The sequence below is a fragment of the Bradyrhizobium agreste genome (assembly GCF_016031625.1).
In the GTDB taxonomy this organism is placed as follows: domain Bacteria; phylum Pseudomonadota; class Alphaproteobacteria; order Rhizobiales; family Xanthobacteraceae; genus Bradyrhizobium; species Bradyrhizobium agreste.
In genome coordinates this window covers 191,270-216,731 of sequence record NZ_JACCHP010000005.1, presented here as the reverse complement: position 1 = coordinate 216,731, position 25,462 = coordinate 191,270, and the positions used below count along the sequence as shown (strand labels likewise).

At 66.0% G+C, this 25,462-nt stretch carries 23 protein-coding genes; 7 read left to right on the top strand and 16 right to left on the bottom strand.

Translation table 11 applies throughout. The annotated features are described in order from the left end of the window. The first annotated feature begins 189 nt into the window (after positions 1–189). The 7 genes from HZZ13_RS09520 to HZZ13_RS09490 all read left to right on the top strand — a co-directional run bounded on the left by HZZ13_RS09520 (position 190) and on the right by HZZ13_RS09490 (position 6,893). Positions 190–1,368 (top strand): ROK family transcriptional regulator, encoded by a 1,179-nt coding sequence (locus tag HZZ13_RS09520; RefSeq protein ID WP_197959490.1) that lies wholly within the window; start codon positions 190–192, stop codon positions 1,366–1,368. A 59-nt stretch (positions 1,369–1,427) separates the two neighbouring features. Then, entirely contained in the window at positions 1,428–2,714 is a 1,287-nt protein-coding gene (locus tag HZZ13_RS09515; protein ID WP_197959356.1) for an ABC transporter substrate-binding protein, read from the top strand. A 14-nt stretch (positions 2,715–2,728) separates the two neighbouring features. Then, positions 2,729–3,634, top strand: coding sequence for a carbohydrate ABC transporter permease (locus HZZ13_RS09510; RefSeq protein WP_376707026.1), 906 nt, complete (start codon positions 2,729–2,731; stop codon positions 3,632–3,634). Then, the gene (locus HZZ13_RS09505) at positions 3,627–4,484 is read left to right on the top strand and encodes a carbohydrate ABC transporter permease (protein WP_197959354.1); all 858 of its coding nucleotides are present in this window, start codon (positions 3,627–3,629) and stop codon (positions 4,482–4,484) included. The genes HZZ13_RS09510 and HZZ13_RS09505 overlap by 8 nt, the downstream gene beginning before the upstream one ends. A 10-nt stretch (positions 4,485–4,494) precedes the next feature. After that, positions 4,495–5,604, top strand: coding sequence for an ABC transporter ATP-binding protein (locus HZZ13_RS09500; protein ID WP_197959353.1), 1,110 nt, complete (start codon positions 4,495–4,497; stop codon positions 5,602–5,604). Further along, positions 5,601–6,368, top strand: coding sequence for an SDR family NAD(P)-dependent oxidoreductase (locus HZZ13_RS09495; RefSeq protein WP_197959352.1), 768 nt, complete (start codon positions 5,601–5,603; stop codon positions 6,366–6,368). Before HZZ13_RS09500 ends, HZZ13_RS09495 begins: the two co-directional genes overlap by 4 nt. 255 nt (positions 6,369–6,623) lie before the next feature. Beyond that, positions 6,624–6,893: a hypothetical protein gene (locus HZZ13_RS09490; protein ID WP_197959351.1), complete on the top strand. Its 270-nt coding sequence runs from the start codon at positions 6,624–6,626 to the stop codon at positions 6,891–6,893. Positions 6,894–6,927: 34 nt separating this feature from the next. Here HZZ13_RS09490 and lpxB read toward each other — a convergent pair whose 3' ends face one another. From lpxB to HZZ13_RS09410, 16 genes are all read right to left on the bottom strand, one after another. Then, positions 6,928–8,106, bottom strand: a complete 1,179-nt coding sequence (gene lpxB, locus HZZ13_RS09485) for a lipid-A-disaccharide synthase (RefSeq protein ID WP_197959350.1) — start codon at positions 8,104–8,106, stop codon at positions 6,928–6,930. Further along, entirely contained in the window at positions 8,106–8,975 is an 870-nt protein-coding gene (locus HZZ13_RS09480; protein ID WP_197959349.1) for an LpxI family protein, read from the bottom strand. The genes lpxB and HZZ13_RS09480 overlap by 1 nt, the downstream gene beginning before the upstream one ends. 7 nt (positions 8,976–8,982) lie before the next feature. After that, a complete protein-coding gene (gene lpxA / locus HZZ13_RS09475) occupies positions 8,983–9,774 on the bottom strand; it encodes an acyl-ACP--UDP-N-acetylglucosamine O-acyltransferase (RefSeq protein WP_197959348.1) in 792 nt (263 codons plus the stop codon). 194 nt (positions 9,775–9,968) lie between these two features. Further along, complete coding sequence (fabZ, locus tag HZZ13_RS09470; RefSeq protein WP_036010015.1) at positions 9,969–10,430, bottom strand: 3-hydroxyacyl-ACP dehydratase FabZ; 462 nt, start codon at positions 10,428–10,430, stop codon at positions 9,969–9,971. Then, positions 10,427–11,494, bottom strand: coding sequence for a UDP-3-O-(3-hydroxymyristoyl)glucosamine N-acyltransferase (gene lpxD, locus HZZ13_RS09465; RefSeq protein WP_197959347.1), 1,068 nt, complete (start codon positions 11,492–11,494; stop codon positions 10,427–10,429). Before lpxD ends, fabZ begins: the two co-directional genes overlap by 4 nt. Before the next feature lie 125 nt (positions 11,495–11,619). Then, entirely contained in the window at positions 11,620–14,145 is a 2,526-nt protein-coding gene (bamA, locus tag HZZ13_RS09460) for an outer membrane protein assembly factor BamA (protein WP_197959346.1), read from the bottom strand. A 176-nt stretch (positions 14,146–14,321) separates the two neighbouring features. After that, complete coding sequence (rseP, locus tag HZZ13_RS09455; protein WP_197959345.1) at positions 14,322–15,473, bottom strand: RIP metalloprotease RseP; 1,152 nt, start codon at positions 15,471–15,473, stop codon at positions 14,322–14,324. Positions 15,474–15,516: 43 nt separating this feature from the next. Then, entirely contained in the window at positions 15,517–16,740 is a 1,224-nt protein-coding gene (gene dxr, locus HZZ13_RS09450) for a 1-deoxy-D-xylulose-5-phosphate reductoisomerase (protein WP_197959344.1), read from the bottom strand. Between the two features lie 4 nt (positions 16,741–16,744). Then, the gene (locus HZZ13_RS09445; RefSeq protein WP_197959343.1) at positions 16,745–17,587 is read right to left on the bottom strand and encodes a phosphatidate cytidylyltransferase; all 843 of its coding nucleotides are present in this window, start codon (positions 17,585–17,587) and stop codon (positions 16,745–16,747) included. Beyond that, positions 17,584–18,342 (bottom strand): isoprenyl transferase, encoded by a 759-nt coding sequence (locus HZZ13_RS09440; protein WP_197959342.1) that lies wholly within the window; start codon positions 18,340–18,342, stop codon positions 17,584–17,586. Before HZZ13_RS09440 ends, HZZ13_RS09445 begins: the two co-directional genes overlap by 4 nt. Positions 18,343–18,354: 12 nt before the next feature. Continuing rightward, positions 18,355–18,918 carry a ribosome recycling factor gene (gene frr, locus HZZ13_RS09435; RefSeq protein WP_027575609.1) on the bottom strand — a complete coding sequence of 188 codons (564 nt, stop codon included), beginning with the start codon at positions 18,916–18,918 and terminating at the stop codon, positions 18,355–18,357. Positions 18,919–18,984: 66 nt separating this feature from the next. Beyond that, a complete protein-coding gene (pyrH, locus tag HZZ13_RS09430) occupies positions 18,985–19,701 on the bottom strand; it encodes a UMP kinase (RefSeq protein WP_197959341.1) in 717 nt (238 codons plus the stop codon). Between the two features lie 61 nt (positions 19,702–19,762). Then, positions 19,763–20,686 carry a translation elongation factor Ts gene (tsf, locus tag HZZ13_RS09425; protein ID WP_197950120.1) on the bottom strand — a complete coding sequence of 308 codons (924 nt, stop codon included), beginning with the start codon at positions 20,684–20,686 and terminating at the stop codon, positions 19,763–19,765. A gap of 133 nt (positions 20,687–20,819) precedes the next feature. Then, positions 20,820–21,815, bottom strand: a complete 996-nt coding sequence (locus HZZ13_RS09420) for a 30S ribosomal protein S2 (RefSeq protein WP_197959340.1) — start codon at positions 21,813–21,815, stop codon at positions 20,820–20,822. Between the two features lie 217 nt (positions 21,816–22,032). Further along, the gene (locus tag HZZ13_RS09415; RefSeq protein WP_197959339.1) at positions 22,033–24,678 is read right to left on the bottom strand and encodes a caspase family protein; all 2,646 of its coding nucleotides are present in this window, start codon (positions 24,676–24,678) and stop codon (positions 22,033–22,035) included. Between the two features lie 174 nt (positions 24,679–24,852). Beyond that, positions 24,853–25,362, bottom strand: a complete 510-nt coding sequence (locus HZZ13_RS09410; protein WP_311972616.1) for a DUF2846 domain-containing protein — start codon at positions 25,360–25,362, stop codon at positions 24,853–24,855. Positions 25,363–25,462 lie beyond the last annotated feature (100 nt).

Below are 25,462 nucleotides of genomic sequence, written 5' to 3'. Positions count from 1 at the left end.
GGTCAGGCCATCACGGCTTTCGAAGCGGCGCCATCGCAAGATGGCGCCGTTTTTCGTTTGCGAGGCGGATCGCGCAACTCATCCATGCTGCCGCGCACAACAACAAGTCGGGTCATCTCGCTCACCGATGCTTGACAGCCGAAACGCTTCGCGCGCAAATTCTTACACTAAGTAAGAATGACGACAGAGATGGAAATGCCGGAGCAGCCGAGAAGTCGGCGGCAGACACGCGCTGCCATTTTGACTCATCTGCTTCAGTCGGGCGGCTCGTTTCGTCCGCCTCTGGCCAAGGCCGTGCGCCTGTCGGAAGCGAGCCTGTCGCGCATCCTGCTTGACTTGAAGGCCGAAGGCCTGATCGAGGAAATACGGCGCCCTGCCCCTTACGTCGGCGGCCCGACGGGCCTCGTGTCGCTCGACGGCGCGGTGGCGCTGGCGGCCTTCGAGCTGACGGCGCAGCGGCTCAGTGTCGGTGTCGGTGGCCTGTCGGGCGAATTGCACTACACCGAGCGCGTGCCGCTGCCGAAGACGCCGAATGTCGAGACCGTTGGCCGGGCGTTTCGCGAAGCGATGACGTTGCTGCGCGACTGGACGCGGCGCCGCCGGATCACCCTGTCGCAGATCGGCGTCTCGATTCCCGGCCTCGGCCGCCTCAGCATTTCGGTCAACCCGATCATTCCCTGCGACCTCGCTCGCATCAGCGACATGTTCGGCGAGATGTTCGCGGGCGTGCCGATTGAATTCACCAATTCGGTCGTCGCGCATGCCACCTTTCACTGCTGCCGCACGGAAAACTATCCGTTCAACGACACGCATCTGTTCGTGCTCGTCAGCCATGGCGTCGCCGGCGCCTGGATGGATAATCCGGCCGAGGCGGATGCCCTGCAGCCGATCGAGCTCGGCCACATGGTGTTCGGGCCTGACGGACCGCGCTGCCGCTGCGGACATCATGGCTGCGTCGAGGCCTATGCGTCGATTCCGGCGCTGGCCGAGCTTCTCGGCGTGTCCGAAGCCGAGCTGCTTCAGCTCGGCAACGAATGGGTGAACACGGTCCCGATCTCATCGCGCGTGCGGCAGGAATTGCGCCGGCGGCTGTTCCGGCTTGGCCTTGCGATCGGCAACACGCTGAACGTCAAGCCCTGCGGCGGCGTTGCGATCAGCGGCTGGCCGTCGCTTCTCTCTGAAGAGGATCGAAAAGCACTGGTCGACGGGATCGACGCCTGCCTGCTGGGCGGACGCGAATTGGCGCAGGTCTCGCTCGCCTTCGTGCCGCCGTCGACGGGCAACGACCCGCAGGCTGCGCTCGCCTTCGCCGCCTTCTGCCTTGCCAGCCGCGGCGGTATGCCCGCGGCGTCGACGGAGGCGGCCTGACATGCGCTGAGCCTGAATGGCCCGCAAGGGCGAAAGATTTCACACCGGGAGGAACTGCCATGCCGATCACAACAACAAGGCGTCGTCTGCTCGCTGGATCCGCTGCCGCGCTCGCATTTCCGGCCTTTGCCCGCGCGCAAGGCACGGCCAAGCCGCGACTAACCGCGATCTCGCAATGGTCGGCGGGCAGCGATGGGGCCGCCATCACGGCGCTCGGCAAGAAATTCGAGGAGAAAGGCGGTGTCTGGCAGCACTCGCCCGTCCCCGGCTTCACCACCGAGATGATGAACAAGCTGCGGGCGCAGATCATGGCCGGTGATCCGCCTGCCTGCTCGCAGCTCAAGGGTCCCGAGATTGCCGCCTGGTCGAAGATTGCCCCGACCGTCAATCTCGACGCGCTCGTCGCGGCCGCCGGCTATGAGAAGGTCGTCGCGCCGGACCTTGCAAAACTGCACAAGCCTGGCGGCAAATGGATTGCGCTACCGCTGCAGATCTACAGCACCAACATGCTGTTCCTGTCCAAACGCGCGATGGACAAGGCCAAGGCGGACAAGGTCCCTGTCACCTGGGCCGACTTCAACGACCTCGCCGAAAAGATGAAGACGGGCGACGTGGCCTTCCCTATCGCCAACGGCGGCACCCGCCCGGACGACGGACAGAAATTCGAGGCGGCTCTCGCGGGCATCAGTCCCCTCGCCTATCGCGCCGCCATCATGAATCTGGAAAAGAAGGCCCTCGAGGGTCCCGAGATCAAGGCCGCGTTCGTCCAGGTGCGCAAGATCGCGGACTGGATGGATCCCAACGTCGGCGCCCAACATTTTTCGACCAACCTGAAGCGCTTCATCGACGGCGACATGGGCATGATGATCATGGGCGGCTGGGCCCAGGGCGTATTGCGCAATGCCGGCTTCAAGCTCGAGGACTTCATGATTGCGCCAGGCCCGAGCGACAACGGCAAGCCGGTCTTCCTGTTGAATGCCGATGCCTTCATCTTCTGGCAGCGCAAGGAGCCCGACCTGCAGGCCGGCCAGACGCTGATGGCCCAGCTCGTCATGGATCCGGCAATCCAGACCATGTATTCGCAGATCACGGGATCGATTCCGGTGCGCACCGATGTCGATCTGTCCGGCGAAGGCTGGTCCGAGGGGCAACGAACGACCGCAAAGGCCCTGAAGGACGCCATCGCCAGCAATCAGGCCGTCCTCAGCATGGCGCACAACATGGCGCAGGAAAACGGCATGACGGCAGCGATGATCGACGTGATCACCGAGTACGTGAAGAACAAGACGATCAAGCCGGAGCAGGCCGCCATGCGCCTCGCCGAGGCCGTCGAGGGCGCGCGTTGAGCAATGCCGCCACGATGAGACCGGGCCGGCCGGCGCTTCCTGAATGGGTGCGCCGGCTACCCGAATATCTGATGATCTGGGTGCCGCTGCTGCTCTCCGCCGCGCACCTCGTCTCGTTTTCGCTATGGACGATCTGGATCTCGTTCACGCCGTCCACGCTCGTTCCCGTTGCGGGCTGGGTCGGCTTGCGCAATTATTCCGCGGTCGCAGCCTCACGCAACTGGCAGATCGCCTTCGACAATCTCTTGCTGTTCGGCAGCGCCTTCGTGCTGCTGAGCGCAGCGACCGGCCTCATTCTCGCGATCCTGCTCGATCAGCGCATTCGCGGCGAGAACGTACTGCGATCTATTTTCCTCTATCCCCTCGCGGTGTCGTTCGTCGTCACCGGCACGGTCTGGAGCTGGCTGCTCAATCCTGGCCTCGGGATCCAGAAGCTGATCCACGACCTCGGCTGGACCTCCTTCAAGTTCGACTGGCTGATCGACCGCGACATGGCGATCTGGACCATCGTCATCGCTGCGATCTGGCAATCGTCGGGCTTTGCCATGGCGCTGTTCCTCGCCGGCCTTCGCTCCGTCGACAGCGACATCATCAAGGCCGCGCAGATCGACGGCGCGGGTCCGGTCCGAACCTACCGGCGCATCATCCTGCCGTCGCTGTGGCCGATCACCGTTACCGTCGTGGTGATCCAGTTGCAGTTCGCGATCTCGACCTTCGATCTCGTGCGCGCGCTCACCAATGGCGGACCGGGGATTGCGACCCAGCTGCCGGCACTCGTCGTCTACGACCTGATGTTCCAGCGCAGCCTGCTCGGCCGCGGCGCAGCGGCGGCCGTGCTGATGTTGCTCATTCTTCTCGCCGTGCTGCTGCCCTATGCGGCGTGGCGATATGTCCAGCGACGGCGGGCCGCCCATGCCTGATCGCAGCTTCGCACCAAGCCGGATCTTGATCTATCTCGCCGTTGCCCTGATCGCCGCAGCCTGGCTCGCGCCTCTCGTCGTTGTGGTGCTGAACTCGCTCCGGACCAACGAGGAGATCGCGCAGGGATCGATGATCGGCTGGCCGCAGCATCTGGCCTGGAGCAACTACGCCGCAGCCTGGAGCGGTTTCTGTGTCGCCGAGACCTGCGCCGGCATCCGGCCCTACATGCTGAACTCCGCGCTGGTCACGATTCCGGCGACGATCATCTCGACCCTGCTCGGCGCAATCGCCGGCTACGCCGTGTCGCTCTGGCGCTTTCGCGGCGACAACTGGATCTACGGCATCGTGACGCTCGGCCTGTTCCTCCCCCAGCAGATGCGCCTGTTGCCCTGGACCATCGTGCTGCGGGACATCGGCCTCATCAACACGCTCACGGGCCTCGTGCTGATTCACACCATTCAGGGGCTCTCCTTCACCACGCTGTTCTGCCGCAACTATTATGTCGCCATTCCCCATGAATTGATCAGGGCCGCGCGCATCGACGGCGCGGGCTTCTTCCGCATCTTCTGGCGCATCATCCTGCCGCTCTCGGGACCGATCCTGATCGTCACGGTGATCTGGCAGTTCACCCATATCTGGAACGAGTTCCTCTATGGCGTGACGTTCACCACCGGCCAGCAGCAGCCCGTCACCGCTGCCCTCATCGCGCTGTCCGCCGCGGTCGCCGATATCCCGCAGCATGGCGTGCAGAGCGCAGCGGTGATCATCGCCGCGCTGCCCACGCTGTTGATCTACCTTCTCGGCGGCAAGTACTTCGTCCGCGGCCTGACTGCCGGGGCCGTGAAATGATGGAGTTGTCATGGCAGCACTGAGCATTCGCGCCCTGTCCAAGCGCTACGCCAATCTGGAGGTTCTGAAGGACATCGCGCTCGACATCGAGAGCGGCGAGTTCACCGTGCTGGTGGGCCCGTCCGGCTGCGGCAAGTCCACGCTGCTCAACATCGTCGCCGGGCTCGACCGGCCGAGCGCGGGAACGATCGAAATCGGCGGCCGCGTCGTCAACGACGTCGCGCCGAAGGACCGCGACATCGCCATGGTGTTCCAGTCCTACGCGCTCTATCCCTCGATGACCGTGCGCCAGAACATCACCTTCGGCATGGAATGCCGTCACGTTCCCAAGGCCGAGCAGGACGCTGCGGTCGCGAATGTCGCAAAGCTGCTCCAGATCGAGCCGCTGCTCGGCCGCAAGCCGTCGCAATTGTCCGGCGGCCAGCGCCAGCGCGTGGCGATGGGGCGCGCGCTGGTGCGCAATCCCCTGCTCTTCCTGTTCGACGAACCGCTCTCCAATCTCGATGCCAAGCTGCGCGTCGAGATGCGGATGGAGATCAAGCGCCTGCACCAGCGCATCGGCGCCACCATCGTCTACGTCACCCACGACCAGATCGAGGCGATGACGATGGCGACACGGATCGCCGTGATGCATCAGGGCAGCGTGCAGCAATTCGCCGATCCCGACACCGTGTATCGCTATCCCGCCAATCTGTTCGTCGCGCGCTTCATGGGCTCGCCGCCGATGAACACCATGCCGGCGCGGCTCGAGGCCGAAAATGACGGCCCGGTCGTCGTGATCGGCGCGGGACGGCCCGACGAGCTTCGTCTGCGCCTGAGGGGGTATGACGCCGCAGCACCCTTTGTCGGGCGCAAGGTGGTGTTCGGAATCAGGCCGGAATGCATTGCCGAAGGCAGCCGCACGTTTTCCAGAGAAGCGCCTGTCCTGGTCGAGGCGCCGGTGGAGCTGGTCGAGCCGACCGGTGCCGAGACCATGGTGCTGCTGCGGCTCGGCGGCGAGCCCGCGATGGCGCGGGTCTCGCCGGATATCCGCCCCGCGCCCGGCACGTCTGCCGCCTTCGCCCTCGACACCCGCCGCATCTGCCTATTCGACCCCGAGACGGAGCGACTGATCGCATGACGAAGACGACCTATTCCAGCCTTGCGGGCCGCGTGGTCTTGATCACCGGAGGCGCCAGCGGCATCGGCGCCGCCTTCGTCCGGGCCTTCGCGGGCCAAGGCGCCCGGGTCGCCTTCCTCGACATCGATAGAGGCGCCGGCGAAGCCCTGGCGCGGGAGATTGCGGCTTCGTCCGGGCCCGCGCCGCAGTTCGTGCCCTGCGATCTCCTCGACATCGATGCCTTGCGCGCGGCGATGGCGGAGGCCCACCGTTCGCTCGGCAATGCCGCCGTTCTCGTCAACAACGCCGCCAACGATCAGCGTCAGGTTCTCGCCGAGGTGACGCCGGCCGAGTTCGACTGGATGATCGGCGTCAATCTCAAGCACGTCTTCTTCGCAGCGCAAGCGGTGGTGCCGCAGATGCAGGCGCGCGGCGGCGGCTCCATCATCAACATGTCCTCGATCGCCTGGATGCGCGGCGCGCCGGCGCTGCCGGTCTATGCCGCGGCGAAAGCAGCGATCGTCGGCTTCACCAACTCGCTGGCGCGGTCGGTCGGTCCCGACCGCATCCGCGTCAACGCGATCGCGCCGGGCATGGTGATCACCGAGCGCCAGCGCCGGTTGTGGTATCCGGACGATCGGGTCATCGCCGAGATGCGCTCGCGCCAGGCGGTGCCCGATGCGGTGACGCCCGAGGACATCGCCAACATGGCGCTGTTCCTTGCATCCGACGAAAGCCAGCGCATCACCAGCCAGTGTTTTCGGGTGGATGGCGGACTTGCGTAGAGCGGGTGCTCATAAAAATCGTTTCGGGTCCGCATTGTTGTCCGAGTGAGACGCACACACACACACATCAATGCATGCCGCTGGACCAATCGGCGTCTTGAGTGCAACCCTCCTGATCGCAAGACGTGACTTTCGACAATAGCGATTGGAACTAGGAAACCTTGGGAGGTTCGCGCGTTTAGGGGCCGGAGCAAGCGATGGAGGACAAACATGCGAACAGCACTTCTCGCATTGATTGTAGTTGCCGGAAGCACAATGACCTTCCAAGCAACGGCCCAAGAGCAAAAGGCCGCACCCAGTGAGCAAACCAAGGAGGAGATGAACCGCGATGTAGACCAAGGCCTCAAGGCTGGCCAGCCCAACGAGCAGATGCAGCGCGATGCGGACAAGGGCATCAAGACCCGCAACTCCGGAGAATCCGGATACGTGGCCGATCAGGATAAGCCGGCCGCTTCGGCGAATCCTCCGGGCCGGCCGGGAAGTGGGCAGACCACCGGTTCGGGCCAGACGGGCACTCCGAAATAGAACACTTGGAGCGCGCTCTGCGTCCGTACACACCCTAACTCGTTCGCCGGCCGTGGCGCATCGTTGCGAGCACGATGTCGGCGGCGAGTACGCTGGGTGACGCGTTGCCGGTCGACATGATCTGATCGAGCTTGGCGAAGGCCTCGACCTGCGCGCGGCGGAGCGGCGAATCCTTCAGCAGCGCGGACAGCGCAGGTGCCAGTTTCTCCGGCGTGCAGTCCTCCTGCAGATACTCCGGAATGACATCCTTGCCGATCACGAGATTGGCGAGGATCACCGAGGAGACGCGGATCGCGCGGCGCAGGATGAAGGCCTCGACGGCGCCGACGCGATAGGCCGTCACCATCGGAATGCCTGATAGCGCGAGCTCGAGCGTCACCGTGCCGGATTTCGCCAGCGCGACATGCGCGATGCGGAAGGCCGCACGCCTCTCGTTCTCGCCGATCACGATTTGCGGCTGGACCGGCCAGCTCGCGGTGCCTTCGCGGATGGTGGCTTCGAGATGCGGCATGGTCGGCAGCATCAATTCGAACGCGCAGCCCTCACCCCTTAAGCGGCCAAGCGTTGCGCCGAACACGTCGAGATGATGCCTGACCTCGCTGCGGCGGCTGCCGGGCAGCACCAGCAGCACCGGGGGGTCAGCGTCGCGGCGCTTCTTCTCCTCCGCACTCGGCCGCAGCGAGCCCAATTGCTCGATCAGGGGATGGCCGACATAGCTGCAGGGCGGCCCGCCGAGCTTGCGGTATTCCTCCGGCTCGAACGGCAGCAGGCCGAGCACGTGGTCGACATAGCCGCGCATGGTCCGCGCCCGTCCCGGCCGCCATGCCCACAGCTGCGGCGAAACGTAATCGACGATCGGGATCGCGGGACTGCGCGAGCGCACGCGGCGGGCGACGCGGTGGGTGAAGTCGGGGCTGTCGATGATGACGAGCGCGTCGGGCGCGGCCTCGGTCACGGCATCGGCCGTCTGCCGGATCAGCCGCAGGATCTTCGGCAATTGCTGCACCACCGCGGCAAACCCGACGATCGATAGCTCCTCGATGGGAAACAGCGATTCCAGGCCCTCGCGCGCCATGGTGCGGCCGCCGACGCCGACGAACTGCACGCCGTCGCCTAGGCGCTGGCGCAGCACCTTCATCAGGGCGCTGCCGAGCCGGTCGCCGGATTCCTCCGTCGCGATCAGGAAGATCTTGCGCTGGGGATCACGCGACATCACGCGGGCAGGCCGATGACGAAGAGATACTTCGCATCCGCAAGCGCGATCATCGCCTGCGGCTCGGCGGCGACGGTGTTGCCCGCGATGACGGCGATGCCGGCAAGGCCGGCGGCCGCGACGCCCTCGATGGTGCGCGGACCGATCGTCGGCAGGTCGAAGCGCAGGTCCTGGCCGCTCTTCGGCGCCTTCACCAGCACGCCGCGCCCGGTGGGGGCGCGGATGCGGCCCTCCTCGCGCAGCCGCGCGACGCGCGCGAGCAGCGCGTCGGTGCCCTCGATGTCCTCGACCGCCACCACGTGGCCGTCGATCACGACCGCAGCCTGGCCTATGTCGAACGGACCGAGCGCGGTCAGCACCGCCCGCCCGCGCGCGATGTCGCTCTTGCTGGCCTCGCTCGGCCAGGCCCGGCTGATGCAGCCCTCGGGCATCAACAGATCCGGCGCAATGTCCTTGATGCCAACCATGCGGAAGCCGTCCTGCTCGAGGATGCGGCCGACACCCGACAGCAGATGATCGTCGCCGCCGCGGAAGGCGCGGATGACGTTGCCGAGCAGGCGCAGCGTCTTGAAGTCGAACCGGATCTCGGACAGCGAAGGCCGCACCAATGTGCCGATGAAGATCAGGTCGCGGCAGCCCTCCTCGCGGAACAGCCGCATCGCGCGACCGAGCTGGCCGACCGAAATCCAGCGATGCCGGAATTTTTCGACCTGCACCGGATCGCAAGCCCCTCGGAGGGGAAACAGCACCGGGGTGATGCCGCGCGCGGCGAGCGAGTCGGCGACCGCGAACGGCATGGCGCCGCCGCCGGCGACGATGCCGACCGGTGACGAGACCTGCAAAGCCGCCGATGTCGTGCCCGCGGCCATCCCAACATCACTTCGCGATGGCGGGAAGACAGAGCGGGCGCTTGCCCTTGCCGATGAAGTCGAGGATTTCGGCGATGGCGGGATCCTCGCCCGCCAGCGGCCGCGTCGCTTCCAGCCGCTCGGCGAAGGTGCCGGGGCCATGGAAGAGTTTTTGGTAGAACGCGCGCACGGTGGCGAGGCGCTGCTTGGTGAACTTGCGGCGCTTCATGCCGATCAGGTTGAGGCTCTCCAGCACCGCGTACTGACCATTGACCAGCCCGTACGGGATGACGTCGTCACGCACGCCACACACCCCGCCGACCATCACGTATGGGCCGATGCGCGTGAACTGATGCACCGCGGACAGGCCGCCGATGTAGACGGCATCGCCGATCTCGCAGTGCCCGCCGAGCGTCGCCGAGGTCGCGAAGATCACGTTATCGCCGACCATGCAGTCATGGCCGACATGGCTATTGTTCATGAAATAGCCGCCGTTGCCGACGCGTGTCAGCCCTCCACCCTTGATGGTGCCGACATTCATCGTGGCGCCTTCGCGGATGACGTTGCCGGAGCCGATCTCGAGCGTAGTCGGCTCGCCCTTGTAGCTAAGGTCCTGCGGCGCGCCACCGAGCACCGCGAACGGCGAGATGACGCAGGAATCGCCGACCGTGGTATGCCCGATGACGGTGACCTGTCCGATCAGCTTGCAATTGGCCCCGATCCGGGCGTTGCGGCCGATGATGCAAAAAGGCCCGATCTCGGTGCCTTCGCCGATCACGGCGCCGTCTTCCACCCGCGCGGTGGGGTCGATCTTACTCATCAAGCCAATCTTACTCGTCAAGAAGGTCTGGTTATGTATTGAAGTCGCTCGGGTTTTCGGCTGGTTAGCGCGACTATGCCCGATCTGTCCAGTGACGTATCATCTCGGCGCATTTCAAGGCGAATGGCGAATAGGGAGTAGCGAATGGAAAGTGGACTACTCGCCATTCCCTATTCGCTATTCGCCGAGCCGTCTCAGTCCGTCAGCATTGCGCCGACGTCGGCTTCAGCGACGACCTGACCGTTGACCTTGGCATCGCCGTGAAACCACCACATGGTCTTGCGGCGGCCGAGCGAGCGCATGTGATACTCGATCGTATCGCCCGGCAGCACCGGCTTGCGAAACTTGCACTTGTCGATGGTGAGAAAGTAGACCGCCCGCGGCTTCTCGGTGCCCTCGACCGACTTGATGCCGATCACGCCAGCAGTCTGCGCCATCGCCTCGATCATCATGACGCCGGGATAGACCGGACGCTCGGGGAAATGCCCCTGGAACGCCGGCTCGTTGAAGGTGACGTTCTTGATGCCGATGCCGCTGTAATCGGCGCGAATGTTGATCACGCGGTCGATCAGCAGCATCGGAAAGCGGTGCGGCAGCGTCTGCAGGATCGCGTTGATGTCCACCAGCTCGAACTTAACAGGTGATTCCGCCGTCATTCCCGTCCCTCGTCCTTCGGATCGGCCTTGCTGTCGCGTACCAGGCGCTCCACCGCGATGATCTCCTTGAACCATTGCTTGGTCGGCTTGGCGAAATGCCCGCCCCAGCGGCCGCCCGGCGGGATGTCGTCCTTGACCGCGCTCATCGCCGTCACCTGCGCCCCGTCGCCGATCTTGAGGTGATTGTTGATGCCAACCTTCGCTCCGAGCGCCACGTTGTCGCCGATGGTCAGGCTGCCGGCGAGGCCGATCTGGGCCGCGAGCAGGCAGTGCCGGCCGATCGTCACATTGTGGCCGATCTGGACCTGATTGTCGATTTTGGTCCCCTCGCCGATCACGGTGTCGCGCAGGGACCCCCGATCGATCGTGGTGTTGGCCCCGACCTCGACGTCGTTCTGGATCAGCACGCGTCCGGTCTGCGGCACCTTCAGATGGCCTTCAGGGCCGAAGAAGATGAAGCCGTAGCCGTCCTGGCCGATGGAGCAGCCGGGATGGATCAGCACGTTGTTGCCGATCAGGGCGCACTGGATCGCGGTCCGGGCGCCGACATTGCAATCCCGGCCGATCTTGACGCCGGGACCGATCACCGCTCCGACGCCGATCACGGTGCCGCAGCCGATCTCGACGTCCGGGCCAATCACGGCCAGGGCGTCGACGATCACGCCGTCCTCGAGCCGAGCCGTGGGATCGATGATGGCCGACGGCGCGATACCGTCGTTGCCGACCCAGGATTGCGGCCGCAGCGCGTCGGCGTGCCATTCCCGCGCGATTCGGACGAAGGCGCGGAATGGCTGCGCCACCCGCAGCACGGCCACGTGTTCGGGCACCTCGGCCTCGAAGCGCGGACTGACCAGACAGGCCCCCGCCCTGGTCGCCCTGAGCTGATCGGCATATTTGAGGTTGTCGAAGAACGCCAGATGCATCGGGCCCGCTTCGTCGAGCGAAGCAAGGCCCGTGATGACGTGGCCGCCCCTGGCGGGATCGACAAGCTGCGCCTTGGTCAGTGTGGCAATGTCGGCCAACGCTGCGGCAGGCGGCTTTGTGAAGAAGGTCGGCTGCGCCATTCCACCCCGCCGCGGTCCGGCTTCGGCATGAAGCGGTCAGGCCGCATCATGCCCCATATCTTGGATCGGCACGATCCCTTTCGGAAACCGGCTCCGGTGATCCGGATCGTGCCGTGCTGATCGAACTAGAACGTGGTGCCGCCGCCGAACCGGAATTCCTGCGTGCGGTCGTACTTGCCCTTGCTGAGCGGCACGGCGTAGTCGAAGCGCAGCGGTCCGAACGGCGACTGCCAGATCACGCCGACACCGACCGACGAGCGGACGACCTTGCTGTCGTCATACACGAGACCTGTGCAGGTCCCCGTGCTCGAGGGATTGATGGTCGACGGGATACAGCCCGGTGTGTTGACCTCGTTGGTGGCGGTCCAGCTCGTCGGTCCCCTGTAGTCGTAGAGGCCGCCGGCGTCGGCATAGACCGCGCCCTTCAGACCCACTTCCTTGGGCAGGAACCAGAACGGCATCTGCAATTCGAACGAAGCACCCCAGTACTTGGTGCCGCCGAGCGCATCCTGCGTGCCGAACGGGTTCAGATCGCGCGGACCGATGCCGTTCGGGGCAAAGCCACGGACGAGGTTCGGGCCCATCTGGAAGTGGTCGAGCATGCGCAGATCGCTGCCGATCTTGTTCAGCATGCCGCCTTGCACGCGGACGAGGCCGACGATGTCGGAGACGAGCGGGGTGTAGTACTTCGCGTCGACGACCGACTTCAGATAGGAGACGTCGCCGCCGACGCCGGCGAAGTCCTGCCGGAAGTCGACGAGCAGACCGTCGGTCGGGTTCTTGTTGTTGTCGAGCGTGTTGTAGGTCAGCGTGTAGCCGAGCGCCGAGGTCAGCGTCTTGCCGTTGGCGAGCTCCTTGCGCACCGGCAGTGAGGCTTCGCCATCGTTGTAGCACCCGAGGCCGTTGGTGGACGCGGCCAAGGGGGTACCTGTCAGCGCCGAATAGGCCGGACTGGGGTTGAACGCCGATGAGAGCGGGTCGTTGTTACAGTTGGCCAAATAGCTCGGCAGCGTGATCTCCTGCCGATAGACCGAGTAGCGCAGCTGGAGCGCGAGATCTTCACGCAAGGAGAAGCCGAGGCGCGGCGAGAAGCCGAGCGTCTTGGTGCCGTAGGAGATGTAGCTGTTGGACTTCTGCTCACGCTGATAGAGGTCGAGGCCGAGCGCGACGCGGTAGTCGAGCAGATACGGCTCGACGAACGACAGCGAATAGCCGCGCGCATACTGGCCATAGGTCACCGAAGCCTTGGCGAACAGGCCGCGACCGAGCAGGTTGCGCTCGGCGATCGAGACTTCGGCCAGCGCACCGTCGGTGGTGGAATAACCGCCCGAGACCGAGAAGTCGCCGGTCGATTTTTCTTCCATGTCGACGATCAGGATGACGCGGTCGCTCGACGAGCCCGGCTCGGTCGTGATCTTCACGTTCTTGAAATAGTCGAGGTTCTTCAGGCGCCGCTCGGCACGGTCGACCAGCGCGCGATTGTAGGCATCGCCTTCCGAGATGTCGAACTCGCGGCGGATCACGTAGTCGCGCGTGCGGGTGTTGCCGCGCAGGTTGATGCGCTCGATATAGGTGCGCGGGCCCTCGTCGATGTTGAACACGACGGACACGGTGTGCGCTTCGAAGTTGCGGTCGCCGCCGGGCCGGACTACGGCGAAGGCATAGCCGCGGCGGGAGGCCTCGATCTGCATCTCCTCGACCGACTTCTCGACCGATTCGACGTTGTAGAGCGAGCCGACATTGACGCGCGAATAGCCGCGCATCGAGCTCGGATCGAAGTTCGGAATGGAGCTGCGGAAATCGACCGAGCCGACACGGTATTGTGCGCCTTCCTCGATCTTGAAGGTGACGTTGAAGCCCTTCTTCTCCGGATCGTACTCGGTGAGCGCCGCGACGACCTGCACGTCGGCGAAGCCGTTCTTGAGGTAGAATCGGCGGATCAGATCGCGATCGGCTTCGACGCGGTCGGGATCGTAGACGTCGCCGCTGCCGAGAAAGCTCAGCAGATTGGTTTCGCGCGTCTTGATCACGTCGCGAAGGCGGTAAGACGAGAAGGCATTGTTGCCGACGAACTCGATCGACTTGACCCCGGTCTTGACGCCCTCTTCGATCGTGAAGATCAGGTCGACGCGATTGTTCGGCTGCTCGATGATTTCGGGCGTCACGCGAACGTCGTAGCGGCCGGAGCGGCGGTAGATTTCGGCGATCCGGAGCGTGTCGGACTGCACCATGGCGCGGGAGAAGGTGCCGCGCGCCTTGGACTGGACCTCAGCGGTGAGCTGCTCGTCCTTGATCTTCTTGTTGCCCTCGAAGGCGATGCGGCCGATCACCGGGTTTTCAACCACGGAGACGATGAGCTGGCCGCCGGAACCGCGGTTGATCCGGACGTCCTGGAACAGGCCGGTCTCGATCAACGCCTTGAGGCCGTCGTCGATGGCGGCCTGATCCAGCCGGCCGCCGGGACCCGGCTTGAAATAGGACCGGATCGTCTCCACCTCGACGCGGCGATTCCCCTGGACGGTAATCGACTGAACGGTCTGAGCGAGCGCAGACGAAGACACGAAAACAGCCCCAACCGGGGCAACCACCGGCGCGCCGAACAAGATCAGGGTTGCGAGCAAGCCCCCCCGGAGTCGCAGTCCAAACTTCATCGCGCAACGCGCCCTTATCATTCCGTGCCAGACCCAACCCCAACGCCGGTCCGGAGATTCCCCAAGTTCAGGCCGCTTGTAGCCAATTTCCCCGACGCCGCAAACGGCCGAAAGCGCCGTAATTTCAATTTCATTGCAAGACGTTGCTCAACAGCAACGCCACAAAAAAGCCCCTATCAGGAAGCGGCCATCCGCAGGATGTCGTTGTAGGTCGCAAACACCATCAACATCAGTACGAGGCCAAGCCCGATTCGGAACCCCATTTCCTGGGTCCGCTCGGACAGGGGCCGGCCCCGGACCACCTCGGCCGCATAGAACATCAGGTGGCCGCCATCGAGCAGCGGGATCGGGAACAGGTTCAAAAGGCCGATCGAGACCGACAGCACCGCGCAGAGATTGATCACGAACTGGAACCCGGCGCTGGCCGCCTGCCCCGACATTTTCGCGATTCCCAGGACGCCGCTGACCTCGTTCGGATTGCCGTGGCCGACGAACAGGGAGCCCAGGAACTTGAAGGTGCTGGTGATGATGAACCAGACCTGCTCGACGCCGATCTTGAGCGCTTCACCGATCCCGACCGGGGTGGTCGAGGCCTCACCGGCCTGCGACTTGTGCTCGACACCGAGAACGCCGAGCCGGTGGCTGTTGCCGAACGGGTCCTTGCGCTCCAGCAGCGCCGGTGTCGCCGTCAACGAGACGAGGGCGCCGTCGCGCTTCACCTGGAAGGTAAGCGCCGAACCGGCGTTCATCGCAACGATTCGCTGCATGTCGGCAAAGCTCTCGATCGGCTTGCCATCGATCTGGACGACGACGTCGCCGACCTTGAAGCCGGCGGCGGCCGCCGCGCCGTCAGCGACCACACCATCGACCCGGGCGATCGTGCTCGGCTTGCCGTAATAGAGCGCCATTCCGGCGAAGATCAGCGCGCCCAGGATGAAATTGGCGATCGGTCCGGCCGCGACGATCGCCGCCCGGGGGCCGACCTTCTTGTGGTGGAAGCTGCCGGCGCGCTCCTCGGCCGACATGGCCGCCAGCGTCTGGGCCGACGGGGTCGAGGCCTCGCTCTCGTCGCCGAAGAACTTGACGTAGCCGCCGAGTGGGATCGCCGAGATCTTCCAGCGGGTGCCTTGGCGGTCGTTGAAGCCGACCAGTTCGGGGCCGAAGCCGAGCGAAAAGGTCAACACGCGCACGCCCGCCCAGCGCGCGACCAGGAAATGGCCGAGCTCGTGGAAGAACACGACAATGGTCAGGACGAACAGGAAGGGAACCGCGTAGCCGAGGAGCCCATTGCTCAACGTATTGAAACTATGGACGAAAAAATCGATCATCGAATTCCCTCACCCAGCGCCGCAAGGCCCTGGTCCGAACCAACTAGGATGCCTTTAAGGCAATTTGAGGCAATAGGGCGGCAGCCCTATTTCGCGCAACATGGTCAACAGAGATTGCATCGTCGGCGGAGGTCAGGGGCGCCTGGTTGCCGCCTTTGATCCAATCCTCGAGGGTCGCCTCAACCAGCCGGGCAATCGCGCCGAACCGGATCTTGCCGGCGATGAAGGCGGCCACCGCGACCTCGTTGGCAGCGTTGTAGACGGTGGTCGCGCCCTTCCCGGTCCGGAGCGATTCGTAGGCGAGCCGCAGTCCCGGGAAGCGCTCGAAGTCCGGCGCTTCGAAGGTCAGCTGGCCGATCTTGGCGAGGTCGAGCTTGGCCGCCGGGCCCTTGATGCGATCGGGCCAGCCGAGGCAATGGGCGATCGGCGTCCTCATGTCGGGCGCGCCAAGCTGGGCCACAACCGAGCAGTCGGAAAACTCGACCATGCCGTGAATGATCGACTGCGGATGCACCAGCACGTCGATCTCGTCCGGCGAGAGCGCGAACAGATAGGAGGCCTCGATCACTTCGAGCCCCTTGTTCATCATGGAGGCCGAATCGATCGTGATCTTCTGGCCCATGCTCCAGTTCGGATGCTTCAGGGCCTGCTCGAGCGTCGCCTGCTCGATGTCTACGGGCTTCCAGGTCCGGAACGGACCGCCGGAGGCCGTGATGATGACGCGGACGAGCTCGTCGCGATTGCCTGAGCTCAGCGCCTGGAACAGCGCGTTGTGCTCGGAATCGGCCGGCAGGATGCAGGCGCCCGCTTTTGCCGCACGCTGCATGAAGAAGTCGCCGGCGCAGACCAGGCACTCCTTGTTGGCGAGCGCGACATGCGCGCCGCGATCGACCGCGGCAAGCGCCGGCTTCAGCCCGGCAGCGCCGCTCACCGCCGCCATCACCCAGTCAGCCGGACGCGCGCCGGCCTCGATCACCGCGCTTTCGCCGGCGCCGCATTCGGTGCTCGTGCCCGCGAGCGCAGCCTTGAGCTCGGCGAGCTTGGAGGCGTCGGCGATCGCGACATAGCGGGCGTTGAATTCCTTGGCGAGCTTGGCCAGCGCTGCGACGTTGCCGTTCGCCGTCAGCGCCTCGACACGGTAGCGCTCGGGCGAGGCGCGCAAGAGATCCATCGTGCTGTCGCCGATCGAGCCGGTGGCACCGAGGACCGTGACGCTGCGAATGTCGGACGCAGCAAGCCTGTTGTTACGCAAGGGAACGGCGCTCATATCATCACCAAACCATAAGACCGCTTCCGGCGCTATGCACACCATGGCGGAAAAAGCCGATAATCCAGGCCGCCAGGATGGCGGCGACAAAACCGTCCAGACGGTCCATAAGCCCGCCATGGCCGGGAATTAAGTGACTGGAATCCTTGACACCGAAGCGCCGTTTCACGGCGGATTCGAAGAGATCGCCGAGCTGCGACACCACCGACAGGACGGCGCCGACGAGCAGCAGTGGAACCGGCTTTCCGATCCCGCAGGCGGCAAAGCCGGCCGCGACCGCAAGGCTCGCCGCAAAGCCGCCGAGCGCGCCGGCCCAGGTCTTTTTCGGGCTCACGCGCGGCCATAATTTCGGACCGCCAATGCTGCGTCCGGCGAAATAGCCGCCGATGTCGGTCGCCCACACCACGAGCAACACGAACATCAGCGCTGAGAAGCCGTTGACGAGATCCTTGCGCAGCAGGATCGAGGCCAGCAGCGCCGCCGCCGCATAGGCGAACCCGCTGGCCGCCCACAAGAACTTGCCTCGGGCGATCAGCGTCACGATGGCACCGCCGATGAGGCCGGTGACGACGGAGGTCTTGAGCGCGCCGAAAGCGACGGAGGCTCCCATCATGGCGATCACGACCGTCCCTGCCCCGGTCAGCACGGCCGATCCAGCGCCGACCACCATCAGCCATTCCGCGAACAGCCCGATCGAGACCAGGGTGACGAGAAGCGCCCACAGCCACCCCCCGGCATAGGCGATCGCGATGGCCAGCGGCGCCAGCACCAGTGCTGCGAGGACCCGCATCACCAGATTGCTCGGGGCAGGCTTGGCGCCCGCCGGTGCAGCATCGGGTTCGTTCACGAGGCGGTCTTCGCGACCAGGCCGCCGAAACGGCGCTCGCGCCTGCCAAATTCGGCGATCGCGCTTTCCAACGCCGCCTTGTCGAAGTCGGGCCAATGCATCGGCACGAACACCAGCTCGCTATAGGCGGCCTGCCACATCAGGAAGTTGGACAGGCGCTGCTCGCCGCTGGTGCGGATGATGAGATCGGGATCGGGGATATCGGGCGCATCGAGATGCGCGCCGAGCGTCTCGGCGTCGATCGTGGCCGGATCGCGCCTGCCCTCCGCGACCTCGCGGGCCAGCTTCTGCGCCGCTTTCGCGATCTCCTGCCGCGAGCCGTAGTTGAAGGCGACGACGAGCGTCAGGCGCGTGTTGTCGCGCGTCAGCTCCTCGGCCTCGTTCAGCAACGCGCAGATGTCGCTCTCGAGCCCCTCGCGCTCGCCGATGATGCGGACCTTGACGCCGTCGCGATGCAGGCTCGCCAGGTCGTTGCGGATGAAGCGCCGCAGCAGGCCGAACAGGTCGCCGATCTCGCTCGCCGGGCGCGACCAGTTCTCCGACGAGAACGAGAAGATGGTGAGATAGCGGATGCCGAGCTCGTGCGAGGCGCGCACCACGCGGCGCAGCGCGTCGACGCCGCGGCGATGCCCTTCCGCACGCGGCAGACCGCGCGCGGCTGCCCAACGCCCGTTGCCGTCCATGATGATGGCGACATGCGCAGGCGCCTCGGACCTGTCAGGTCCTTCCGTTGCGGGCGCGGCGGCGTTGGACATGAAGGCGATGCCTTAAACGGTGAGGATTTCTTTTTCCTTGGCGGCCAGCAACTGGTCGATCTCGGCGATGGTGCCGTCGGTCGCCTTCTGCACCTCGTCGGCGTGTCGCTTCTGATCGTCCTCCGACATTTCGTGATTCTTCTCGAGCTTCTTGAGCACGTCGAGACCGTCGCGGCGGACATGGCGCGCGGCGACCTTGGCCGCTTCGGCATATTTGTGCGCGACCTTCACCAGCTCCTTGCGGCGTTCCTCGTTGAGCTCGGGAATGCGCAGGCGCAGCACCTGGCCCTCGGTCGCGGGCGACAGACCGAGATTGGAATCGACGATCGCCTTCTCGACGGCCTTGACCATCGACTTGTCCCAGACCTGCACCGAGATCAGCCGCGGCTCCGGCACGCTGACGGTGGCGAGCTGATTGAGCGGCATGTGGCTGCCATAGGCCTCGACCTGCACCGGATCGAGCATCGAGGCGGAGGCGCGTCCCGTGCGCAGCCCGCCGAGCTCGTGCTTGAGGGACTGGACGGCGCCCTGCATGCGGCGTTTTACTTCGTTGAGGTCGAAATTACCCGTGGCCATCACGTTTCTCCTTCAAAATCCCGGCGACCGCCCCGCGCCGTCCCTTTCGGCGCGCCAGATGAGCCGTCAGCCGGCGACGATGGTTCCGCGGCCGACGCCACGCAGAATCGCGCCGATCGAGCCCGGCTCCGCGATCGAGAATACGATGATAGGCAGCGATGTCTCGCGGGCAAGCGCGAAGGCGGTCGCATCCATCACCCTGTAATCGCCCTCGATCGCCTGCGAATGCGTCAGGCGGTCGAACCGCGTCGCGGTCGGATCCTTCTTCGGATCGGCCGAGTAGACCCCGTCGACATTGGTGGCCTTCAGGACCGCCTGCGCGCCGATCTCGGCGGCCCGCAGTACCGCGGTCGTGTCGGTGGTGAAGAACGGATTGCCGGTGCCGCCGCCAAGCAGCACGATCCGGCCCTCGGCCAGGTATTTGTGCGCCGCAGTGCGGGTGAACAGCTCGGAAATCTCGGGCATGACGAAGGCCGACAGCGTCCGTGCCGGCGTTCCCTTGCGCTCGATCGCCGCTTCCAGCGCCAGACAATTCATGATGGTGGCAAGCATGCCCATGGTGTCGCCGGTGGTGCGCGACACCCCGCGGGATGAGACCTCGACGCCGCGGACCATGTTGCCGCCGCCGATCACGACCGCGACCTCGGTGCCGAGATGGCGGGCGGCGATCAGATCGTCCGCAACCCGGTCGACGGTCGGCTGATCGATGCCAAAGCCTTGCTGTCCCGCGAGATATTCGCCGGACAGCTTGATCACGACGCGACGATAGACCGGATCAGTCATGAGCACTTTCCTTCTCCGGGCGCCGCTTCCGGCGGCTCGCCGGAAGGAGGTGTTCCGGCGCTTACTTCTTGCCGCTGGCCGCGGCGACCTCGGCCGCGAAGTCGCTTTCCTGCTTCTCGATTCCCTCGCCGAGAGCATAACGCACAAAGCCGGCGATCTTCACAGCGCCGCCGACCTTGCCCTCGGCCTCCTTCACCGCCTGCGCCACCGACTTGCCGGTGTCGTGGATGAAGGCCTGCTCGAGCAGGCAGACTTCCTTGTAGTAGGTCTTGAGGCCGGACTCGACGATCTTCTCGATCACGTTCTCGGGCTTGCCCTGCTGACGGTACTTGTCGGCCAGCACGTCCTTCTCGCGCTTGACCACGGCCGGATCGAGACCGGACGGATCGAGCGCCAGCGGGTTGGCGGCCGCAACGTGCATCGCGATCTGACGGCCGAGCGCGGCGAGCTCATCGGCCTTGCCCGGCGATTCCAGCGCCACGATCACGCCCATCTTGCCTGCGCCCTCGATGACGGCACCGTGGACGTAGTGCGAGACCACGCCCTGGCTCACCTCGAGCTGGGCGGCGCGGCGCAGCGTCATGTTCTCGCCGATGGTGGCGATCGCATCATTGATCGCGGTCTCGACCGTGACGTCGCCGACCTTGGCGGCCTTGATCTTCTCGACGTCGGCACCGACGTCGAACGCGACCTGCGCGATCATCTTGACCAGGCCCTGGAACTGGCCGTTGCGCGCCACGAAGTCGGTCTCGGAGTTGACCTCGACCACGACGCCCTTGGTGCCCTTGGTGAGCGCGCCGATCAGGCCCTCGGCCGCGACGCGGCCCGACTTCTTGGCGGCCTTGGACAGCCCCTTCTTGCGCAGCCAATCCTGCGCCGCTTCCATGTCGCCATTGGTCTCGGTGAGCGCGGCCTTGCAGTCCATCATGCCCGCGCCGGTCGATTCGCGCAGGTCCTTGACCATCGCAGCAGTGATCGTTGCCATCGTTGAAAATCCTTTGTGCCTGCCGGTTTGCCGCAGCGTGGCGTCGAGGCGCCCCGCCGCGGTCCATCTCAGGAATTCGAGTCAACTGAAATGGTGGCCGGATCCTATCCGGCCAACCCATCGCTCTTTTTGACTATTCCGCTTCCGCGGTCAGCGCCTTGGCCTTGGCCACCCAGGCATCCGCGCGGCTCGGCAGACCGACTTCCTCGCCGATCGTGTGCGCGGTGTCGTGGTCGAGCTCGGCGAGCTGCCAGTAGTGGAAGATGCCGAGATCGTTGAACTTCTTCTCGATCGCGCCCGACACGCCCGGGAGCTTCTTGAGGTCGTCGGCTGTGCCGCGGGGACCCGCAAGGCCCTGGAAGCCGCTCGAGGAAGCCGCCGGCAGCTCTTCGGCGACCGGCTCGGCCGCAGCGCCGACGTCGATGCCCGAATCGCCCTGGGCCCGCGAGATGCCGTCGATCGCCGCACGCGCCACGAGATCGCAGTACAGCGAGATGGCGCGGCCGGCGTCGTCGTTGCCCGGCACCACATAGGTGATGCCCTTCGGGTCCGAATTGGTGTCGACGATCGCTGCGACCGGGATGTTGAGCCGCTGGGCTTCCTGGATCGCGATGTCTTCCTTGTTGGTGTCGATCACGAAGATCAGGTCAGGCAGACCGCCCATGTCCTTGATGCCGCCGAGCGAGCGGTCGAGCTTGTCGCGCTCGCGCTGCAGCGTCAGGCGTTCCTTCTTGGTGTAGGAATTGGCTTCGCCGCCCGAGAGCACGTCGTCGAGGTGACGCAGGCGCTTGATCGAGGCCGAGATCGTCTTCCAGTTGGTCAGCGTGCCGCCGAGCCAGCGCGAATTGACGAAATACTGCGCGCAGCGCTTGGCCGCGTCCGCGACGCCATCCTGCGCCTGGCGCTTGGTGCCAACGAACAGGATGCGGCCGCCCTTGGCCACCGTATCGCTGACGGCCTGGAGAGCCTGGTGCAGCATCGGCACGGTCTGGGCGAGGTCGACGATGTGGATGTTGTTGCGGGTGCCGAAAATGAACGGAGCCATTTTCGGATTCCAGCGGTGGGCCTGGTGGCCGAAGTGCACGCCAGCTTCGAGCAGCTGACGCATGGTGAAGTCGGGTAGCGCCATGGTTTGAATTCTCCGGTTGGTTCCTCCGGAAACGTGTGAGCAAAACGGAGCGTTCTCGCCCCGGCTGCCACCGGACGGCCTTGTGAGCCATGTTTCCGTGTGAGATGGCGCGCTATATAGCGCCATTTCGGCCAGAAGCAAGGAAATAACGGCCGTTGGGGACGCTTCTAGGCTGCTGTCGCAACCCAGCGCCCCCTCCTAACACTCCTAACACTTCCTAGCACTTGGGCTGGCCCGGCGGGCAGCTCTTCGGTGGCGGGCCGGCCGGCCGCGGAGGAGGCGGTGCCGGACGCGGCGCGGCGGCCATCGGCGGCGGCGCGGCTCGGGCGACCGGAGGTGGTGGCGGCGGCGGCGCTGGCCGTGCGACCGGCGGCGGAGGTGGTGCCGGCCGCGCTATCGCTGGCGGCGGCGGCGCCGGACGGGCAACAGGCGGTGGAGGCGGCGCCGGCCGGGCCACGGCCACGGGCGGCGGCGCCGCTCGCGGCGGTGGAGGTGGCGGAACGCGCGGCGGAGGCGGCGGCGTCGGCCTTGCCAGAGCCTGGGGATGCGGCGGCGGAGCGGCGGGTCTGGTGGCCGGCGGCGGCGGTGGCGCGGGCCGACGGTCCTGAACTCCGGGCGGTGTCCGCGCCGCCACGGGCGGCGGCGGAGGTGTCGCGGGTTTGACCGCACTCGGCGCGACGGGCTTGCCGGTGGCCGCGCTCGGCGGCGGCAAAGCGCCCGGCTGCGGCCCGCCCGGCCTGCCGCGCAGGTCGGGCGCGGGCGGGGTCGTCGTGCCGGGCGGCCTGGGGAGGGCCACTGACGGGGGCGTCGCGTTTCCGGAAGCCGGCGGCTGATTGGGCGTCGTTGCCGCCCTCGGCTGCTGCGCCGGCGGGACGTTGCCGCTCGGCGCCGTGGCGGTCGCGGCGGGCTTGCCAGGGGACGGGACAGTCCCGTGCGCGGCCCCGGCCGGCGCCGGCGGCCCGCCGGGGGTGCCGGGCACTGGCAGCGTATTGGCCGCCGGCGGCTTGGCCGGCGCCAGCGCTTGCCGGGTTGCTGCGGCGGTGCCGGCGGGAGCGTTCGCGGTCGGCTTGGGTGTGCCGCCCGGTGTCCCAACCCCGGGCGGTGCTCCGGCCGGCGGGCTGGCGGGAGCTCCCGGCGCCGGCACGGTATTGGCCTGCGGCAGCTTGGCGCCTGCGGGCGGCGGCGCGGTCGTGCCAGGCGTGACATTGGCCGGAGCCGGTGTCGCGACACCCGGCCGCGCCGGCGGCTGGATCGCCGCGCTCGGCGGCATCGGCGCCTTGCCCTGCTGAATCAGGGCGGCGCGCTGAACGACCGCCTGCGGCACGGCGGGGCCTGCCGGCGTGGCGCGGCCGGCAACGGCCGGCGCCAGATTGGCCGGTCCGGGCGCCGCCCCCGCTGCCGGCGGCGGCGCCGGCGGCTGGTTGATCACGGTGTTGATGACCGTGGTGTTGTGGATGTTCTGGTAAATGATGTTGTTCAGCGGCGGCGCGACATAGGCCGGCGGACTGTAGAACACCGGGATCGGCACGAACACCGGCTGCGGCAGCACGAACAGGCCGACGACGGGCAGCGGCGGCGGCAGCACGACGAAATCCGGCGGCGGCGGCGGCAGGTAATAGACCGGCGGCGGCGGTGGCGGCGCGAAGCCGAAATCGGGATCGCTGAAGTACAGCACGGGACGGTCGACATAGACCACCTCCTCCGGCGGCGGTGGCGGCACGTCGTAGTCGATCATCGCAAAGGTCGGCGGCGGCTCGGGCGGCGCGGTGAGGATCGCAAGGCGCCGACGCGCGTCCGCCGCATGCGGCCCGCGCGGATAGCGGCGCAGATACGACCAATAGGCCTCCGGCGTGTCGGTCCGGTAGGTCCGCCGCCAGGTGATGGCTTCGCGGCGCGCGGCAACGATCGCCATCACGCGCTTGGCGAGCGGGTCGTTCGGATAGGCCGCGAGAAACTCCTCATAGGCCGGCAGCGTGTCGCGCTCGAGCGCGGCGGCATAGGCGTCCTGCACGCCGAGATCGCGGATCGGCTTGCTGCGGATCGCGGCGACCTGGTCGGGCGCAGCCGCCGGCGGCGGCGCATCGGGCGCGCGCTCGAAGAACGAGAACGGCGAGGAGATCTTCTGCTCGTTCCAGGGCACCTGCGCGCCCTTGGAGGCCTCGTTGACGCGCAGGCGGACGCGGTCGAACACCTCGGGCAGCGGCAGGCCGCCGGTGCGGATCATCTCGGCGAGCGACTGTGCGTAGATGCCGTAGGGCCCCGGCTCCTCCGGGGCCACCGTGCCGGGCGCGGCATTGAAGGCGATCAGCATGTTCGGCTCGGGCTCGACCAGCGCCAGACCGCTTGCGATCGGCTGTCCGCCCTCGATGAAGGGCTGCGCGCGGGCTGCATCGAGCACGACGATATTGGCTTTGAGCGGAATCGAGGCGAGCTGGCGCGCGTAGTCACTGATGCGCAGCGCCTCGGTCGGTATGTCGGTGTCGCGGCTGATGTTGGAATCGACCGGGATGAAATAGTTCTCGCCGGCAAGCTGCACGCCATAGCCGGCAAGATAGATCATCGCCACGGTGCCCGGGCCGGACGCCTGGGCCTTCTGGATGAAATCGCGCAAGCTCTTGCGCAGCGTGTCGCCGTCGAGATCGCGCGCGCCGACCACGTCGAAGCCCGCCGCCTGGAGCGTCTGCGCGATCAGACCGGCATCGTTCGCGGCGGTCGCCAGCGGCGATTTGGCATAGGCGCCGTTGCCGACCACAAGCGCGATGCGCTTTTCCTGCGCTTGCGCGCGAGCCTGATGCGGCGCGCCCGCGGCAAGGACCGCCATCGGCAGGAGAAGGCAGAGAAAGACTTTGAGCGTCCCGCGCATGGCTGTGCCCGCTTTTGTTGTTGAGGTTGGCCACCGCGTATCAGGCGCGCGGCCAGCTGAATGGCACTTGAACGAGATGCCCGGATTGAGGCAGCGACATGGCCGGGCCTCACCCGCCGTCAAGCGCGGGGCCTGTACTGTCGCGGGGTCAGCGAACGCGTGAGCGAACTGCCGCTACGGCGCGAGGCGAAGCTCGGCAATCGTGGTGCGGGCGGCATCTTCCTCCAGGGGAAAGAAATCGAGCGGCCCGGGATTACTGTTGTTGGACGTGACTGCGGCCCCGACAAGCAGGCCGGCGACGCCGCCCGCCATTGCCATTCCACCCAGAACTTTCGACCTCTCGCTCGGTCGTGCCAGAAAGAAATAGGTGCGGCCAGCTTGCGTGGAAAACTCCCGCTCGCTTGTGCCCGGAAACATCGCAGCCGTCGCCGAAAGCTGATGCTGCCCCGCTGGACGATCGAGATAAACATAGGTTCCGGTCTTGAGGTCGGCCATTGGTCCGCCGTCCAGCTTGACGTCCCACCCGGCATCGCCGATGCCGGCATACCCCTTCTCGCGAAGCACGACGATGCGCGACCGTCCCGCGGCGGGAGGTCCGACTCGTTGCATCATTCCCGAAAAGTCCAACCCTTTTCGTTCAGTCTCGCAGCCGCCCAGCCAAACCGCGATGAGCAGCGCGAACACCCCCCGCCAGAACGTCATTACCCCATGCCCCAATTCGCCCGATTGCGAGCATATCGGACAACATCGCGTGGTTGCAATGGATCTTTTGCAAACCGTGGAT

What these genes read in the sequence shown, in the direction of transcription:
- HZZ13_RS09520 (WP_197959490.1), top strand. Translation starts at nt 190, where the DNA reads ATGGAAATGCCGGAGCAGCCGAGAAGTCGGCGGCAGACACGCGCTGCC.
- HZZ13_RS09515 (WP_197959356.1), top strand. Translation starts at nt 1,428, where the DNA reads ATGCCGATCACAACAACAAGGCGTCGTCTGCTCGCTGGATCCGCTGCC.
- HZZ13_RS09510 (WP_376707026.1), top strand. Translation starts at nt 2,729, where the DNA reads ATGAGACCGGGCCGGCCGGCGCTTCCTGAATGGGTGCGCCGGCTACCC.
- HZZ13_RS09505 (WP_197959354.1), top strand. Translation starts at nt 3,627, where the DNA reads ATGCCTGATCGCAGCTTCGCACCAAGCCGGATCTTGATCTATCTCGCC.
- HZZ13_RS09500 (WP_197959353.1), top strand. Translation starts at nt 4,495, where the DNA reads ATGGCAGCACTGAGCATTCGCGCCCTGTCCAAGCGCTACGCCAATCTG.
- HZZ13_RS09495 (WP_197959352.1), top strand. Translation starts at nt 5,601, where the DNA reads ATGACGAAGACGACCTATTCCAGCCTTGCGGGCCGCGTGGTCTTGATC.
- HZZ13_RS09490 (WP_197959351.1), top strand. Translation starts at nt 6,624, where the DNA reads ATGACCTTCCAAGCAACGGCCCAAGAGCAAAAGGCCGCACCCAGTGAG.
- lpxB (WP_197959350.1), bottom strand. Translation starts at nt 8,106, where the DNA reads ATGTCGCGTGATCCCCAGCGCAAGATCTTCCTGATCGCGACGGAGGAA.
- HZZ13_RS09480 (WP_197959349.1), bottom strand. Translation starts at nt 8,975, where the DNA reads ATGGCCGCGGGCACGACATCGGCGGCTTTGCAGGTCTCGTCACCGGTC.
- lpxA (WP_197959348.1), bottom strand. Translation starts at nt 9,774, where the DNA reads ATGAGTAAGATCGACCCCACCGCGCGGGTGGAAGACGGCGCCGTGATC.
- fabZ (WP_036010015.1), bottom strand. Translation starts at nt 10,430, where the DNA reads ATGACGGCGGAATCACCTGTTAAGTTCGAGCTGGTGGACATCAACGCG.
- lpxD (WP_197959347.1), bottom strand. Translation starts at nt 11,494, where the DNA reads ATGGCGCAGCCGACCTTCTTCACAAAGCCGCCTGCCGCAGCGTTGGCC.
- bamA (WP_197959346.1), bottom strand. Translation starts at nt 14,145, where the DNA reads ATGAAGTTTGGACTGCGACTCCGGGGGGGCTTGCTCGCAACCCTGATC.
- rseP (WP_197959345.1), bottom strand. Translation starts at nt 15,473, where the DNA reads ATGATCGATTTTTTCGTCCATAGTTTCAATACGTTGAGCAATGGGCTC.
- dxr (WP_197959344.1), bottom strand. Translation starts at nt 16,740, where the DNA reads ATGAGCGCCGTTCCCTTGCGTAACAACAGGCTTGCTGCGTCCGACATT.
- HZZ13_RS09440 (WP_197959342.1), bottom strand. Translation starts at nt 18,342, where the DNA reads ATGTCCAACGCCGCCGCGCCCGCAACGGAAGGACCTGACAGGTCCGAG.
- frr (WP_027575609.1), bottom strand. Translation starts at nt 18,918, where the DNA reads ATGGCCACGGGTAATTTCGACCTCAACGAAGTAAAACGCCGCATGCAG.
- pyrH (WP_197959341.1), bottom strand. Translation starts at nt 19,701, where the DNA reads ATGACTGATCCGGTCTATCGTCGCGTCGTGATCAAGCTGTCCGGCGAA.
- tsf (WP_197950120.1), bottom strand. Translation starts at nt 20,686, where the DNA reads ATGGCAACGATCACTGCTGCGATGGTCAAGGACCTGCGCGAATCGACC.
- HZZ13_RS09420 (WP_197959340.1), bottom strand. Translation starts at nt 21,815, where the DNA reads ATGGCGCTACCCGACTTCACCATGCGTCAGCTGCTCGAAGCTGGCGTG.
- HZZ13_RS09415 (WP_197959339.1), bottom strand. Translation starts at nt 24,678, where the DNA reads ATGCGCGGGACGCTCAAAGTCTTTCTCTGCCTTCTCCTGCCGATGGCG.